Origin of the sequence: Paraburkholderia sp. IMGN_8, assembly GCF_038050405.1 — a bacterium.
Taxonomy (GTDB): Bacteria; Pseudomonadota; Gammaproteobacteria; order Burkholderiales; family Burkholderiaceae; genus Paraburkholderia.
The window spans coordinates 242,243-258,026 of record NZ_CP150901.1 but is presented as its reverse complement, the minus strand read 5'-3'; the positions used below and the strand labels follow the sequence as shown (position 1 = coordinate 258,026).

Below are 15,784 nucleotides of genomic sequence, written 5' to 3'. Positions count from 1 at the left end.
CGCTAACGGACAAGCGTTAGCTTTCGCAGCCCCTTCGGAAACGGATGTGTCACAAAGTGATAGCCACTTCCGAAAGTGTTTCAACAAGGATTTCTACATCTCCAGGTTGGAGCTCAATGCGCCCTCCCTGCAATCGCTTACCTGACAGGGCACTTACGCACTCGCGGTCATCGAGCGTGATCTGCTTCGATTCCTTTGAGAGGTTCATTACGAACAGAAGCCTTGTCGCATCAGAGGTTCTCACGGCGAGTTCTACGCCTTCGGGGAGATCCAGCTCACAATCGAGGCCCACATCCACCGCAATCCGACCGAGCAAAACCCTATAAGCTTCATCATCGAGCACTGTTCCGATGTAATACACAGTGCCGTTGCTGGCAACATTCCTCGTGACGGCGGCGCGGCCAGCAAAGTATTCGCTCGAATATGTTGCTATTGTCTCTGCAGTGACCGGTGAAAGGATGTCACACCATTGACTACACTTGAATAGCTCACCACCTTCGAATTCAATTTTCTGCACGTCCTTGCCAATTGGGTCGTACTCGTCTACGAACACACCAGCGAGCTCCGTCAACAAGTTCGGCAAGCGGTCTGGCAAACATACATTGTTCATGTTCTTGACACCGGAGCGCGTTGTCAAGATGAGCGTACCGCCATTGTCCACATACTGGCGCAGCTTAGCCGCCATGGCGTCGTCAATAAGGTAGAGCATCGGGGCGATGACAAGTTTGTATTGTTCGAAGTCATCCCTCCAGTTAAGCACGTCCGTGCCGATGCCCATTCGCAAGAGTGCCGAGTGCACACGCTTGAAGTTGTCGAGGTAATCGAACCCATCCGACTGCGGTTGAATCTGGAAGGCGTTGAGTTGCTCGTGCGAAAAGAGCATCGCTACATCGTGATGTAATGTCGTGCCCTCCAGCAGTGGAGCGAGTTTTCTTGCTTCCTGGCTGAACCGGACGAACTCGTCGAAACGGCGGCCGGGCACGCCGTGGTGGTCCAGCAGACCATGCCAGAATTGCTCTGCGCCGATGCGAGCCGAACGCCATCGGAATTGGACCACCGTATCGGCACCACGAGATACACTTTGCCATGCGTACGCTCGAATCATTCCGGGAAACGGTGTACGTGACATCGGGTACCAACATCCCGGCGTCCCGCTCAATTGCTCCATCACCCAGAAGTTTTGTCGCTTCAAGCCACGCGTCAGGTCAAGTGTCAGAGCTCCGTGATACATCCGGGACTTCGAGCTATCGGCGAGGTCGGTGGCCGGATAGTAGTCGACAGACGCGAAGTCCATGCTGTCGAACATGTCGTAGTAGTCGGCCGTGACGGGGTAGCCCCACAGATTGTGGGTCACGAACTTGCCGGGACTGTTCTTGCGTATAAGGGCCGCCTGGAACCGATTGAAGTCAGCAACCGAGTCGGAGGAGAACCGCCGGAAGTCCAGCAGGAACGACGGGTTAAGATGTGGCGATCCACCAAGCGGTGTATTGACCTGCGTCCAGTCGCTATATTCACCGCTCCAAACGACGGTACCCCACTCGCGGTTCAAATTCTCCAGCGTTCCATATTTGCTTTGGAGCCAAGTACGAAAGAGTCGCGTGCAATTCTCGCAATGGCAATCGTTTGCTGCGAGCTCGTTATCCGTCTGCCAGCCAATGACAGCCGGATGCCGGCTGCAATGCTGCGTCAGCCGGTCGATAATTCGTTCGCCATACTTGCGCAAAGAAGGACTGTTGTAACAACGATGAAGGCGCACGCCCGCGTAATGGGTGTGACCTTTGTTGTCGACCGGAAGAACGTCTCGATAATTGTGCGTGAGCCAAACTGGCGGCGTAGCCGTGGGCGTGCCGAGCACAACGCCCATGCCGTGACGTGCAAGGACTGCAATGGCCTGGTCAAGCCAGTCGAAATCGAAAGCGCCTTCTGTAGGCTCAAGCCTTGACCACGCAAACTCCGCGAGGCGAACGATAGTAATGCCAGCATCGTGCATCTGCTGCGCATCCTGTTCCCACAGCGCGACGTCCCAATGCTCGGGGTAGTAGTCGACTCCCACCTTCATGGAATTGTTCCTTTATGGATGTTATGGACGCAGCGCGCCCTACGAGCCCATCGCTCGCATTGAATATGGAATGAACGGCTTGCTTAGCCCTTCGTGGCGCCGAAGGTCAGACCGGCAACGAAGTGCTTCTGCATGGCAAAGAACAAAACGACTGACGGGAGGGCGGCAAGTAGCGAGCCAGCGGAAACGAGGTTCCAGGCGGTGGTCCACTGCCCTTTGAGCGCGGCGACGCCCACTGTGATAGGCGCCGCATCATCACCTTGCGTCAGGCATAACGCCCAGAAGTAGTCGTTCCACACGAATGTGAAGACAAGAATCGCTAGCGCTGCGAGCGCAGGCGCAATAAGGGGTAGGATAATTTTGTAGAATAGTTGCCATTCATTTGCCCCTTCGATACGTGCAGCCTCGACAAGCTCATAGGGCAGTTCCTTGATGAAATTTCGCAGGAACAGCGTGCAGAAGCCTGTCTGAAACGACACGTGAAAGAGAATCAGCCCCTCAAGGGTGTTGAACAATCCCAGTTGCAGCGTCAGTTGGCGCACGGGAATCATCAAGACCTGAATGGGAACAAAGTTACCTGCCACAAATGCGCCAAGGATCGCGTTGTTCCCCTTGAACGGGTATGTTGCAAGAGCAAAGCCCGCCATGGCAGCCAAAGCGATGGAGCCCAGCACCGATGGCACGGTAATGAGGCAACTATTCAGAAAGTAGTGAAGCATTGGGGAGTCGACGAGGACTGTCCTGAAGTTCTCGAAGAAGGCGAATCCCTCTGGCCAACCCCAATAATTTCCCTTCATGAGCTCGCTTGACGAGCGAACGGAAGTCACCAGAACTGCGAACAACGGAAGTAGCCAGATGACGAGTGCAACCGGTAAAGAAGCCTTGTAGACAGTCCGTCCAACTGGGCTCCATCTGCTAACGGGAGTTGGATACATAGATAATCTTCCTTCGTTACCGTTCCACGTGGAGGAGGCGGCGCAGCTGATACACGATGAAAACCAGCATGATGAGAAACAACACAACCGCAATGGCCGCCGAATAACCGAATCGGAAGTACTTGATGGCCTGGTCATACATGAAATACGCAAGCACAGTCGAGCTATCGAATGGACCACCGCCGGTCATAACAGCGATGAGGTCGAAACTACGCAACGCACCAATGATGGTCAATACGACGGACAGGAAGGTAGCGGGCCTCAACTGAGGCAGTACGACGTGCCACAAGAGAGACCAACCTGTTGCCCCCTCCATGCGACCTGCCTCAACGATTTCGGGATTGATGCTTGTTAGGTTGGTTAGATAAAGCAGCATGCAGAACGGAATCTGTGGCCATAATGCTGCCGCGATGATTCCGAACGTTGCGTAGTGTTCGTCACCGAGAATGGGTATTCCGTGCCCAACGAACACCTTCAAAAGACCAAAGGCCGGGTCATAGAACCAGCTGAAGACAAGGCCAACCACCACTCCGGACAGCACGAAAGGCGAGAAGAATAGCGACTTGACCAGCCGCATGCCTCTAACGCTTTGGTTCAGATATAGCGCGAAGACCAGTCCCAGAGGTGGCGCAAGCAGAAAGAGCACAAGCCACAACAAGTTGTTTTCCAGTGCGATGTAGAACGTGTCGGTATGAAAGAGCTCCCTGTAGTTCGCGAATCCCACAAAGACCTTGTCGCTCATGCCATCCCAGTTATAAAAACTGAGCACGATGCTGCTGATGATCGGGTAAATCACATACATGCAAAACATCGCGCAAGCGGGCAGCAGGAACAGGAAGGCTGCTCGCTTGCGCCTGCTCGCCAGAGGTGTAGCCTGCCGTCCCGCCAACGCGCGTTTGGTGCGAGAAGGCTGGTCTGTGGGCGAACTCTCTCGCACTGACGTTCTCGTCTCGGCTGTAGCCATGGCAAGCCTCGCACTGTTAAGACTTGTTGTAAATGCGCTTGCGCGTCTTTTCGAGTTGTCCAAGAATCTCGTCGAGCTTGGACGGATCGCTGATGAACCGCTGCATACCCTTCATGCCCTCATCGGCCATTTCCTTGGTCATGTCACGGTCATAGAATTGTGCGACACCGCCGGTGGTCTTCGAGAGAATCTGGAAGCCGATTTTTGCAATCGGGTCTTCAGGCATTGCAGACTGATTGTTGGCCGGCAGCGTACCTACGCCCTTTGCGAGTTCCCCGTCGATATTCGGTCGGCCTATGAACGCAAGGAATTTTCGAGCGTCAGTCTTGTTCGCAGCCCTCTTTGGAATATTGAGGCATTCGGCAGAGCCGTCCTCTGCAGCGGCAATTTTGGGGTCGACCGTCGGAAACCGGAAAAAGCCTGTCTGTGTCTTCGTCGCAGGGGGCAAACCGGGCGAGAGGAATGTGCCCATCAACATCATCGCTGCCTGGCCTTGAATATAGAGCGGCTGCACGGAGTCGAGACTGTAGGAGAGCGGGTTGTCGATGAAGTATTTACTATCAATGAGCGTTTTCCACGCCAGATAGACCTTCTTCACGCGGGCGTCGGTGTACTGAATGTCACCGTTCATGAGTTGCATGTGGAAGTCGTAACCATTCATGCGGAGGTCGAGGTAATCAAACCACGCTGCCAGCGTCCATGAGTCGCGCCCACCCACTGCAATCGGCGCAATACCCGCCGCTTTGAGCTTACGACACGCCTCAAGAAACTCGTCCCACGTGGCCGGTTCACCTTTGATACCAGCTTTCTCGAACAGATCCTTCCTGTAGAACAGCCCCCACGCAAAATACTGCGTAGGCATCGCATATTGCTTGCCATCGTACGAGGACGCAGTCTTGAGTGACGCGAACTGCGTGTTCCAGTCGTTCTTTTGCCAATCCGCAGACTGGTCTTCGAGCAAACCACGGCGTGCGTAGTAGGCCATGCGCTCGCCTTCATGCCAATTAATCACGTCGGGTGCGACCGATGTCAACCAACCGGGAAGCTGCACCTTGTACGTCTCTTCCTCGACGAATGCGACTTTCGCCGTCACATCCGGGTTGGCCTTTTCGAATCCCTGAATCAGCCGCTCCCATACCGCGCGCTGGTCGGCGCCTTTGAAAGCGATATTCAACTGGAGAGTCCCCGCATCGACCACACTCGCGAAAGAGAGGGTCGCACCCAAGGCTGAGAGCACAAGCAGTCGTTTCATCGATGTCTCCGGATGTCGTTCTATTGAAGTTTCGGCACTGCGCGGCCGTCGGCGGTGAACATGTGGCAAGAATGGGACCTGAAGGCCAGTGCGACGCGAGCGCCGGTCAGGTGGTTCGCGTCGCCTGGCTGCTTTGCAATGATTGTCGTTCCGCCGGGGTCATCGGCGTGCAGATAGCTGTGCTCACCGAGTCGTTCGACCAGAGCGACATCGCGCCACAAAACTTGCATCTCCCCGTGAGGTTCAGGGGCCGTTGAGGTGTCGCGAAGCGAGGCATTCTCGATGTGTTCAGGTCGGATTCCGACCGTAACCGATTGCCCGACCTCCAGGGGCGAACCATCGACCTTCGCCACCACTACGTCGTTGGACTTCGTCAATTTCACGGTGACATCTTGGGACCCCAAGGATATGACCGACGCAGATAGAAAGTTCATCTTCGGGCTGCCGATGAACTCGGCGACGAATCGGCTGTCTGGACGGTGATAAAGTTCCAACGGTGAACCGACCTGCGCGATGCTGCCGAAGCGCTCAGCGTCTTGCCCGGCACGCAACAGGACAATCTTGTCCCCGAGTGTCATGGCTTCTACCTGATCGTGAGTAACGTAGACTGTACTGGCTTGCGCGAATTGACGATGGAGCCTCGCGATCTCGACGCGTGTCTGGCCCCGAAGCATTGCGTCGAGGTTCGAGAGCGGTTCATCAAACAGGAACACGCCCGGCTCGCGCACGATCGCTCTGCCGATGGCGACGCGTTGGCGTTGGCCACCGGAGAGCGCCGCTGGTTTTCTATTGAGCAGAACATCCAATTGCAGTATCTTCGCCGCCTGGTTGACCTTTTGCGTGATTTCGCCCGCGGGCAGACCGGCCAACTTCAAGCCGAACCCCATGTTCTGTTCGACGGTCATGTGGGGAAACAAGGCGTAGCTTTGAAAGACCATCGCTACCCCTCGTTTGGCAGGGGGTACGGCGCTCACGAGCTTCCCACCAATGTGCACGTCACCAGACGTCGCGTCTTCGAGTCCAGCAATGATGCGCAGCAGCGTCGACTTCCCGCAGCCAGATGGCCCCAGGAAAACACAGAACTCGTTTTCCCCGATATCAAGGTCGATTCCGCGTAGTACAGGCGCGTGCTCTCCATACGCCTTAGTCACGCTTCTCAGTGTGATGGCTGCCATGTCTCCGTCCAGCTTGATTTAACGTTACACCAACGGGGTTTAAAAAAAGGCCGCGAGGCCTGACCGGGAGCAACTGTCCTTGTATTTGCGATGGACTCTACGCCCGTTTCCCGACAGGCGCAAGAGCTTTTTCATGGGCAATATGATTGACAACGCCGTGTCGCGTCGATTGAATGATGCTAAAAATCCTGTTGCAGCTTCGCCGAAGAGTGTTTTTACTATGAGCAGCAAACAATTCACCCCTGCCGCGACGATCAAGGACGTAGCTGAACACGCTGGCGTCTCGGTCATGACCGTCTCGAATGTGTTGCGCGGTCGGGGACGCGTGAGTGAAGAGACGCGGCAGCGAGTTCTCGAGGTGGTAGAGCGCCAAGGCTACCGGCCGAACCTTACGGCACGCGCACTCGTGGAACGCAAGGCGCCGACTCTTGCGTTGATGCTCAGTTGCATCACCAACCCGTTCTATCCGGAATTTACGCTCGCGGCGAATCTGTCAGCGTTAAAGCACCAGCGCCATCTGCTCGTCTGCAACACAGACCATGAGCCGGACCGCGGTACGCGTTTCCTGGAGCAAGTCGCCGGCTCTCTTTCCGATGGGGTTCTCGTTGCGAACTATGCGGACCTACCGATTGACGAGCTACGCAGGCTCCAGCGTCGAGGCGTTCCGGTGGTCATATCCGTGTGGGAACTGCCAGACGAACCGCCTGGCATTCCGTGCGTCACGTTCGATTCAAAGGGTGCGGGCAAACTCGCCGCACAGCACCTGGTTGAATATGGGCACCGGCGCATCGGCGCTATTATTGGTAGCTCGAGAAACGGAATCCACCGAGCACGATATGATGGGTTTCGGGAGGTCATGCGAGAAGCCAGAATTCGGCATTTAGCAGCGGACGAGCGATTCACACAGGATTCCTTCGAAGACGGCTACGAAGCTGCAAAGCATTTGCTTTCGGCCCGTCCCGACCTGACGGCGCTCTTTGTCTCCAACGACCTTCCGGCGCTTGGTGTGTTGAACGCTGCATCGGACCTTGGATACTCGGTGCCCGACGATTTATCCATTGTGAGCATCACCGATATTATCCCCGCACGCCAATCGCGCCCGGGCCTGACTACTGTCGCGATACCAACGGCCGAACTGGCCGAGCAGGGGATAGGCCTTCTCATCGAGCTCATGGCCGGGCGGGCGAACGAGTCAACGGTCATCCACACATCGCCTCCGAAGCTTATCGTTCGAGGGTCCACAGCTCGAGCGACGGTATCTCCTTGAAGTTCTGGGCGTTCCGACGCCGCTTAAACGATGAAATGGCACGTCCGCTTTGTACCGAAGAGCGGACCTTGCGAGATCGACTATCACTGCCTGCGCAGGCAGTGATAGACGCCGATACGGCTGGCTACCGCTGTTCAGCATGAAGATATCGGTAGTCGTTCAGGCGCATTTCTTGAGGTGTTATCTCGTAGGCGCGCCGAAAGGCACGCGTAAAGTCGGATGCGCTTTTAAAGCCGACTGAATAGCCAACGTCCTTGATCGGAACGTTCGGAAATCGAACGAGCTCGTCTGCGGCGGCGCGCAAGCGAAGATGACGGATATAAGCACCAAGCCCGCCTTCATGTTCGAATAGCCGATAAATCGTGCTGCGTGGGAGCCCCAACGATTCAATTACGCTATCGGGCGATAGTTCGTATTCCTGTATGTTTTCGCGAACGTAGCGTCGCGTATATTCGAACATGAGCGCACGGCCGACGGCTCGTTTGCTGCCACTCAAACCAGCCTCTTCCCCGAATGCGGCTGCGATCAGTTCAATGAGGCCGGTGAGCTTGCGATGACCATCCTCGAACGGCATGTATCGGAAGTTCTCGACTAGCGTCGTAGCGCACTCGACGATAAGCCGCGTGGCAGGCCTGCTCGGGTCGAGCACGCGTCCGTGTAGTGCTCCCGGGTCAGAGAACACGTGTCGCAGCAGGTTGGAGGGCACAACGAGCGTGATGTACCGGCACGCCTGCCGCCGCAAACGTATGGGTTGTTCAAAGTCGGTGGCAAGTACGCTGCCCCCACACAAGAGGTACTCGCGCTTCTTGGCGAGCGTCGTTGCCGAATGAGCTTCACCGTCCAGGAAGATGGTAAAACCGATGCCGCGCGCGCTATCGCGCGAAATGCGGGCGACGGTGCGTTCGATCATGACGTGATCGGTATAGGTGTCGCTGATACGGAATTCGCCGATGTCGTAACGGTCGTTGATGCAGATAAAGGGCTGTAGAACCTGCTCACGCAACGGCACGATCTCGATAATCTGGCCAAGCTGCTCCCAATAAGCCAGCAATTGCTGTTGCGGCGGCAGCCCGGAAACATCGAATCGGTTGTAAGCGATGCCATTCGCGAGCATATCGTGATCCCGTGGCAAAGTAGGACGATGAGGATGCGATCCGGCAACGAGAAACCGGTCGCAACGATCTCGCAGCTGAGTTTCGGGCGAGTGCCGAGGTGGCGCCCCGCCGCCTCCGCGCAACCAGTTAGCGCTTTTAGCCACACAAGCTTATCTTAATATCGCCAATTTACGCCTGCACCGATTGACGCGAGGGCCGGACACGACAAAACCTCCGGTCGCGGTACCTCGTGGCGTTATACGCTTAACGGCGTCCGAAAAGCCAATCTTTAGCCAGATTTTCCAGGCACCTTGAGAGGAGAGCCGTTAGATGAACGGGAGAATGACTCTTCCTGAGTCGGCGGGGTTTTTGAAATCACGAATTCGGGAAGTCAACATAACGCGCTGAGATCCCGGGAAGTGGTTGCGTACCGCTCTTCGAGTTCGACAGGTCCAACGCGGCCGATGTTGTTCCGGATGGCTCCAGGTAATATTGCGGGGGATGAAAGGAATCACAGAAATTTGGAAGCGGAGCTCGCTAACTTCCGTAGTTCGTCGAACTGGGTGACCAGTTCGAGGCAAAGGACGAACGCCAGCATCGAAAACTGTCCTGGGTAGCGTTCAATCCATCGCAACGATTGAGGCGCATAACGCGCTCTAACGGAGTCCCGCGTCATGACGTAGGTAATGGCGATCCCAATCGCGGCCCCCGCGAGTAAATCGGTCGGGTGGTGATAGCCGAGATAGGCGCGCGGGATGCAAATGAAGATAACGGTGTACAGAAGCGCCAGCACACCAACTCGGCGCCAGACAATGAAAATGCCTGTCGCGACCGACATCCACAGCATTGCGTGATCGCTCGGAAACGAACTCCATGTTGTCAGCACGGCATCCCGTTGCGGGTCAAATGCAAAGTGCAGATTGAGGTTGGGGTCGTAGACAGGACGTACCCGGAATGGCAATAAATCAGCGAGTAGTCTTCCCGTAGCGAGTGCCAACAGACCACTCACGATCGTTGCGATGACAATTTCGCGCTGCCATTCGCGACGCTCGCCAGGTTGGAACCATATCCACCACAAAACGGGGATGAGCACGAGACCCTTGAACGTATACAGATCTGTGACGGCTCTTATTGCATGGTTAAGTAGAAAGCCAAAGCTCAGGTTTGTAAGAAGTGTCTCGATGACCGTATCTAAGCTGTTCATATTTGTAGGCAATATGGGAGCAGTGCGAGCAGAATGGGGCCGCCCTCTCTCCTGGAGGAGGTCCGGACAGTAAGTCACCGCAAACGTAAAAGCCAGAGACCACGCATAAACTATTCCCGAGATCCGATAACTAGCGCTGGGCTTTGGTCGAGTGACCACTACGAGCCCCCCTTCGGACATTCACACATCAATTCCGAGTGGCGGTTGCGGGTCGGCCACGGAAGTTCAGCGTCGACGCGGGCTCGGTCGGCCTGAGGCGGGCGGACTCATCAATATTCGAAAAGACAAAGCATGGATTCGTGACGGGTGCACAACGGCCCTCCATCTTGTCAGCCATGGTAGCGCCGGCCGGATTCAACCGATAAGCAGTTTTGTAAGAAATTTTCGAATTTGTAAATTCACAAACGCGACCTGCGCGCGCTGACGCCAGCGGAGCATCGTGGCCAGTTGCTCAACCAGAATCATCAGATTTAATGATGCAAAAAATACTTTGGACGCTGTTACAAACGAAGATTTTTCATCTTGAGGCGAGGAAGGACGGACGATATCTTCAAGTCACTCGTGCGGTCTACCCAGTCCCGCGGGTGTGTGTTTCAACGGCGTCCCAATTCCCGGTTGGTGACGCCGCCTTTTATACCCCCGGCGCTCCGATTGCCGCGTTGCGCAGTGCGAGCCGTCGACAGTCCCGGCCGTTGCAAAGAGGCGTTCATCCGCTGTCCGAACGCTGAGGAGGAAACATGAGCGACCACAACTGCCAACCTTACCGAGGCCTCGGAGTGCACGTGCGCGTCGCCGAGAACGCCGCGCTTTCGTTCAACGGTGTCGAGCCACGCTATACCGTCACCTGGTATGTTCATGAGGAAAATCGCTTCTTTCCGGAAAACGTGATTGCGAGTTATGCAGAGCCGCTTGAATTTGCATGGCCGGAGGAGGCTGTTGCCTACGGTCAGCGTCGTGCTCATACTTTCGTCGATTGCGCGTTCGTCGTCTCGAGGGCGTGACGGCCAGGCGATCTACGAACTTGTTCCCCGGTTGCCTATCGTCGCGCGACCGCGGTATAGCCCATACTCAGGGAAGCGTGTTGGAGGATGTAAGCAATCCAGCTCTGTCCAGACCCTTCGCGATACGGGCCAGATCCTCCGGATTCCTGAATGGCATACGAGCGATGCGGTCGGCGAACGAGTAGGCCGGGTTGATGGCGATGAGCTCGTCCCAGATGCCACGCGCTTCGTCGAGGTAACCAAGGTTCCCGAGTGCCGAAGCGAGATAAGCCCGGCTCATGTCTGTCTGAGGGACAAGAAGAATGCGCTCCCGCAGGATCGCTACGGCTGTTTCATAGTCGCCGGCAACGATATGGGCCACGCCGAGATGGTGCAGATAGCCCTGGGTGAAATAGGGATCGAGCCGCATGGCCCGCTCCAGATCGCGAATCGCCACCCGAGGGTGCCCCGAATAGATGTTCAGCGTTGCCCGGAGAGACAGCGCTGGGGCGAAGTTGGGGTTGAGCGAAAGCGCTTCGTCGACTTCGAGAGCCCAGCGCCTGAAGTCTTTCCGGTACATCGCGACCAATGCGGCCACGCCGTGCGCGAACGGCTCGCCCGGATCGCGCTCGATCGCGTTGTCGATCAGCTCTCGGCTTCGGTGAGCGAGCGTTCGGGGTCGTCGGTCCAGCGGTTGTAATAGGCATAGGCGAGGGCCATGCCTAGCGCCGCATAGGGGGCCGGATAGTCCGGATCGAGAGCGATCGCCTGCCGGAACAGGTCGCTCGTTCGCTCGAAGACGGCAACATTCTGCGTCGCGCCCCGCTGCATCGCGCGGCCTCGCAGGAAGCACTGGTAGGCTTCCATATGCGTCGTTCCGCCGGATGCAACGCCGGGGTATAGGGCGACCTCAACTGGGCTCAACGCGGCGTTTAGCTCAGCAACGATCTTTCGAGCGACCTCGTCCTGTACCGCGAACATGTCATGAAGTTCCCGGTCGTATCGTTCGGCCCACAGATGGCTACCGCTTACCCCATCACTCAATTGTGCGACCACGCGAATGCGGTCGCCGCTTTTCCGAATACTCCCGTCGACAATGTAGCGGGCGCCGAGCTCGCTTGCGATGCGTCGCACGTCTATGGACATGCCCTTGTAGGCAAAGCTGGAGCTTCGGGCGATCACGACCAGGCCCGGGATCTTCGATAACGTTGTGATGATCTCGTCCGCCAGCCCGTCGGCGAAGAAGTCCTGATCGGTATCGTTGCTGAGATTGGCGAACGGGAGGATTGCCAGTGACGGCTTTTTTGAAGGCTGGTCGACAGCTTCTTCAGAAGTCGCAACAGAGCCCTTCAAACAATATCCAATGCGCGGAATGGTGGTGATCCACCCCTCGCCATCGGACGCGAGGCCAACCGCCTTTCGCAGCAGAGCGATCTGGACCGAAAGATTGCTCTCCTCGACAGCGGTCCCAGGCCAAGCCGCGTCCATGAGCTCCGCTTTGGTGACAATCTCTCCCGGCCGCTTGAGCAGAGCGGCCAAAAGCAGGATGCCCCGGCGCCCAACCGCCACGCGCTCCCCTTGCCGCTGCAGCGTTCCGTTGTCGAGATTAAGTAAGAACGGACCGAAGGTGAAACGCTGTCCCTGCATATGACTCCGTGCCGCAACAGATTCGGGAATTATTCGGACATTATTCGGCAGCCCTTCAATACGTCAGCGCTTGCTGTCGCGATACTGCTCCACGCTGCGGCCCTTTGATCAATTCTGGTCGCCGCACAAATACAACCGCCATACAAAAAGGAGGGGCAGACGAATTGACAATCCTACCATCGCCCGCGCCGTCAGTCGCGAGCCGGACGGCCATCGTGCTCGTATATGGCGTGGTCGTGTGGCCGAACTGATCGAGGCGGCCGCCGAAGCGGTTACGGTTTCCAGGATCTGAATTCCGCCGTGCGATTGACCTCGGACGGCAGTCACGCCTGACGAGCGCACACTTCCATCAAACTCTATCAATGAGGTATCCGATGCGACCCAATTCTTTCCCCTCCTGGCGCACCATTCTTGGCATGCTCGGTTTCACGTCGATGGCCATCGGCGTCATGGCGCCAAGCCCTGCCGCCGCCGAGCGTGTCAACAACGTGGTGCTGGTCCACGGCGGCTTCGTCGACGGTGGTGGCCCCCATCCTGCCGCCGGTCAATGGCTTCCTGATGCTGGACAAGACGAAGTTCGCTGCGGCCTTCGCTGGCGACGTGAAAGCTGAACGTGCCGCCTTCCTGGCGAACGCCCAAGTGCCATGGGGAGTGGACGCTCTGGCTGGTGAAGTCGCCTCGGCTGCCTGGCGCGCGAAGCCGAGCTGGTACCTGGTCACCAAGGACGACAAGATGATTCCACCGGACGCTCAGCGCGAGATGTCCAGGCGCGCCGGCGCCACGGTAGTTGAAACGCCGGGCAGCCATGCCGTATACGAGTCGAAGCCTGCTGCTGTCGCGGCCCTCATCGAGCAAGCCGCTACTTCGAGAAACTAGGCACAGCGCATGACGCCCTTCGAGCTGAGCCTTGAAGGGCGTTTTGCCAAGCGGGCCTTACAAGTCACGTCTATTCTCAGACCAGGAATTGTTTCGCGCAGCCGCCTATGTCGGGCCTAAAGCAGCAACAGTAGCCTCGTCATCATTTGAAAGGAGAAACCAGTGTTTTCGTGGCGAGCACGGTGGTTGATTTCGGGGTCCAACGATAAACAACGATGCCGGAGCCGTTGTAGTTGTCCTTCGTCACCACGTACTCTCCGGTCGAGCGAAGGTACGATCTAAGGCCGTACATCGAATCTACGTCATTGCCGGGGTACACGGTATTGGGACTGCTGTTGACCAACGTGTTGTCCAGCTTGCCTGTGGTGAGATTGAAGGCGTCGATGTTGGGCACGGTGTGCACGTACCCAACAAAGAGGTAGTTGCCGGCTGCCGTGATCGACTTGGGATTCGCGCTGGTAATGTTGATCACCGGATTGGGAACGGTGGTGTTGCCTGCGAGCCAGCCGTGATACACCTCAACCCTCGACCCGATCGCCGTCCAGTCTATGCTGCCGACAATGCCTTGCGCCAGAATCATGGTGTCGGTCTCGGGCAAGTAAATGATTCGCGTCAGCGGTGCGATGGTGCCCGGAATGGGCTTTGAAATCGCTGCTCCCCAATTCGGCTTACCGCTCGCGTCAAAGCCGGTCAGCGGATAGTGCGAGATGGTATTCGTCTTGTCCAAGCCCGCCCAGACGTCCCCTTTGTTATCAAGGCAGAACCCATTGCGGATCCTTGCACTCGTATTGAATGCAGTACCCGGAATCGTCGCGTCTGGAATGGCGATGTAGCCATTCGCAGCGTTGAAGTGGAAGAAGTAGAAGATATCGGGATTCTGGCCGGCCGCCACAAGGATCCGCTTTGCGCCGACGGTGGCGAGTTGAGCAAAGTGCTCACCGCGTCCGTGATCGTGAATGTCGATTCGTGGGTCGCCTGGATAATCGATTGGATCGACGGTGTTCGCTACGAAGGTTCCTCCATTGGTACCAGCGTAGATGTTGGTGCCTCCATAGAAGTAAGCGCCGTCTGTGGCCGGATCAGGCGCGGCGTTCCCTTCGAAGTTGAGCGACTGAAGCGTCCATCGAAGGTGTCCTGCGCCGTCGTAGGCGTGGATGTCGGTGCCGCCGTCGCGACCGAGGTCCCAGGTTCCGCCCCATGGATTGTTCAGCACATACAGGTTGCCGGCGGAGTCTTTGCCGATGCCGGTGACGCGGGTAAACCGCTTGTCACCCACCTGGCCTTTGATGCCAGCCGTAGTGTCGAGATAACCGCCCCGAATGCCGAACGTGCCGGCCCGAAATGGTGTACTCGCTACGTTGTAGATCTTGATGTTCATGTCGGGCCCCTCGTCGCCGACCATGAGCTGCGTGTTCACCGCATCGAAAAATAGCGCGGACGGTCGAGAGGCAGCCGACATCTGGATGGTGTTCAGCGACGCGCCGGCCGGATTGAATTCGACGATGGTGCCCAAGTTCTTCTGCGCAACCCAGATATTTCCTGCGCCGTCCACGGCGAGCGCGCCCGGACCTGAGACGCTAATATCCCGCTGCCAGACGCCGGCGGTGGTGAAGACCCGGACCCGATTGCCTGGAAAGTCGCTCGCATAGAGGAGTGAGCCTGAGGTCGCGAGTCCGGTGATGACATCCGCCCGCCGCTCGGTGGTCGTCGCGCTGACGGCGATGAGAAGATCGGAAGTGCGACTGGTTCGGTCGTATCGGCCCACCTTGCCGCTGCCGTGAGTCTTGTTAAATTGCAAAGCAGCGAAGATCGAAGTTGCATTGCCCGTAATGGCGCCGCCCTGAAATTCGCCGTGCGCGCCCAGGGAACCGATGTTCTGGCCATTCTGATACATCGCAACGCCGCCCTCGTTCTCGTCCCACATGGACGCCGTATAGATAACGCCCTCAGACGCTACCCACATGGAACGGGCGGCATTACCCACGCGGTTGGCGTTGGTCCCGAATGTGTTCGCCATCCAGGCGGTGGTGTACTGCGCCTGACATTCCGGTGCAATCGTTGCGACCAGGATTGCCGCAAGCAACGCGGTATAGATTCGTTTCACAATCATGAGTGGTGCTCTCTTAAGCACCTGCCGTACTGTGCAGGTGTCTAACGTGCAGTCCTGCCAATCCCGGCAAGCTTCCAGTCTGGGGTCCGAACAATCCGAGCCAGTACAGCCCGTTCACGGCAGCCGATGCCTTGATTTTGTGCGGGATATCGACCGGGTTAACGGCTATTCGCCGCCGGAGTTGAGGGCCGGCCTTTGCCGCTACGCCGGGGCGCCAGCTC

13 protein-coding genes are annotated in these 15,784 nt (G+C 57.1%); 3 read left to right on the top strand and 10 right to left on the bottom strand.

The window, feature by feature from the left end; translation table 11 throughout:
• Positions 1-49: 49 nt before the first annotated feature.
• From WN982_RS22385 to WN982_RS22365, 5 genes are all read right to left on the bottom strand, one after another.
• The gene (locus tag WN982_RS22385; protein ID WP_341317879.1) at positions 50-2,059 is read right to left on the bottom strand and encodes a beta-galactosidase; all 2,010 of its coding nucleotides are present in this window, start codon (positions 2,057-2,059) and stop codon (positions 50-52) included.
• Between the two features lie 83 nt (positions 2,060-2,142).
• Complete coding sequence (locus WN982_RS22380; protein ID WP_341317878.1) at positions 2,143-2,994, bottom strand: carbohydrate ABC transporter permease; 852 nt, start codon at positions 2,992-2,994, stop codon at positions 2,143-2,145.
• A gap of 16 nt (positions 2,995-3,010) precedes the next feature.
• Complete coding sequence (locus WN982_RS22375; protein WP_341317877.1) at positions 3,011-3,958, bottom strand: sugar ABC transporter permease; 948 nt, start codon at positions 3,956-3,958, stop codon at positions 3,011-3,013.
• A gap of 16 nt (positions 3,959-3,974) precedes the next feature.
• Positions 3,975-5,210: an ABC transporter substrate-binding protein gene (locus WN982_RS22370; protein ID WP_341317876.1), complete on the bottom strand. Its 1,236-nt coding sequence runs from the start codon at positions 5,208-5,210 to the stop codon at positions 3,975-3,977.
• A gap of 20 nt (positions 5,211-5,230) precedes the next feature.
• The gene (locus WN982_RS22365; RefSeq protein ID WP_341317875.1) at positions 5,231-6,385 is read right to left on the bottom strand and encodes an ATP-binding cassette domain-containing protein; all 1,155 of its coding nucleotides are present in this window, start codon (positions 6,383-6,385) and stop codon (positions 5,231-5,233) included.
• 133 nt (positions 6,386-6,518) lie between these two features.
• Between WN982_RS22365 and WN982_RS22360 the strand changes: the two genes are divergently transcribed.
• Entirely contained in the window at positions 6,519-7,652 is a 1,134-nt protein-coding gene (locus WN982_RS22360; RefSeq protein ID WP_341317874.1) for a LacI family DNA-binding transcriptional regulator, read from the top strand.
• Positions 7,653-7,776: 124 nt separating this feature from the next.
• Here the strand turns inward: WN982_RS22360 and WN982_RS22355 are convergent, their stop codons facing one another.
• Both WN982_RS22355 and WN982_RS22350 read right to left on the bottom strand, forming a co-directional pair.
• The gene (locus WN982_RS22355; RefSeq protein WP_341317873.1) at positions 7,777-8,766 is read right to left on the bottom strand and encodes a helix-turn-helix domain-containing protein; all 990 of its coding nucleotides are present in this window, start codon (positions 8,764-8,766) and stop codon (positions 7,777-7,779) included.
• 491 nt (positions 8,767-9,257) lie between these two features.
• Positions 9,258-9,950, bottom strand: coding sequence for a phosphatase PAP2 family protein (locus tag WN982_RS22350; protein ID WP_341317872.1), 693 nt, complete (start codon positions 9,948-9,950; stop codon positions 9,258-9,260).
• Between the two features lie 737 nt (positions 9,951-10,687).
• Here WN982_RS22350 and WN982_RS22345 point away from each other — a divergent pair.
• Positions 10,688-10,951, top strand: coding sequence for a hypothetical protein (locus tag WN982_RS22345; protein WP_341317871.1), 264 nt, complete (start codon positions 10,688-10,690; stop codon positions 10,949-10,951).
• Between the two features lie 67 nt (positions 10,952-11,018).
• Here the strand turns inward: WN982_RS22345 and WN982_RS22340 are convergent, their stop codons facing one another.
• Both WN982_RS22340 and WN982_RS22335 read right to left on the bottom strand, forming a co-directional pair.
• Positions 11,019-11,528, bottom strand: coding sequence for a hypothetical protein (locus WN982_RS22340; RefSeq protein ID WP_341317870.1), 510 nt, complete (start codon positions 11,526-11,528; stop codon positions 11,019-11,021).
• A 47-nt stretch (positions 11,529-11,575) separates the two neighbouring features.
• Complete coding sequence (locus tag WN982_RS22335; RefSeq protein WP_341317869.1) at positions 11,576-12,577, bottom strand: winged helix-turn-helix domain-containing protein; 1,002 nt, start codon at positions 12,575-12,577, stop codon at positions 11,576-11,578.
• A 477-nt stretch (positions 12,578-13,054) separates the two neighbouring features.
• Here WN982_RS22335 and WN982_RS22330 point away from each other — a divergent pair, with 477 nt between their 5' ends.
• A complete protein-coding gene (locus WN982_RS22330; protein ID WP_341317868.1) occupies positions 13,055-13,453 on the top strand; it encodes an alpha/beta hydrolase in 399 nt (132 codons plus the stop codon).
• A 142-nt stretch (positions 13,454-13,595) separates the two neighbouring features.
• Here the strand turns inward: WN982_RS22330 and WN982_RS22325 are convergent, their stop codons facing one another.
• Entirely contained in the window at positions 13,596-15,563 is a 1,968-nt protein-coding gene (locus tag WN982_RS22325) for an SMP-30/gluconolaconase/LRE-like region family protein (protein ID WP_341317867.1), read from the bottom strand.
• Positions 15,564-15,784: the final 221 nt, after the last annotated feature.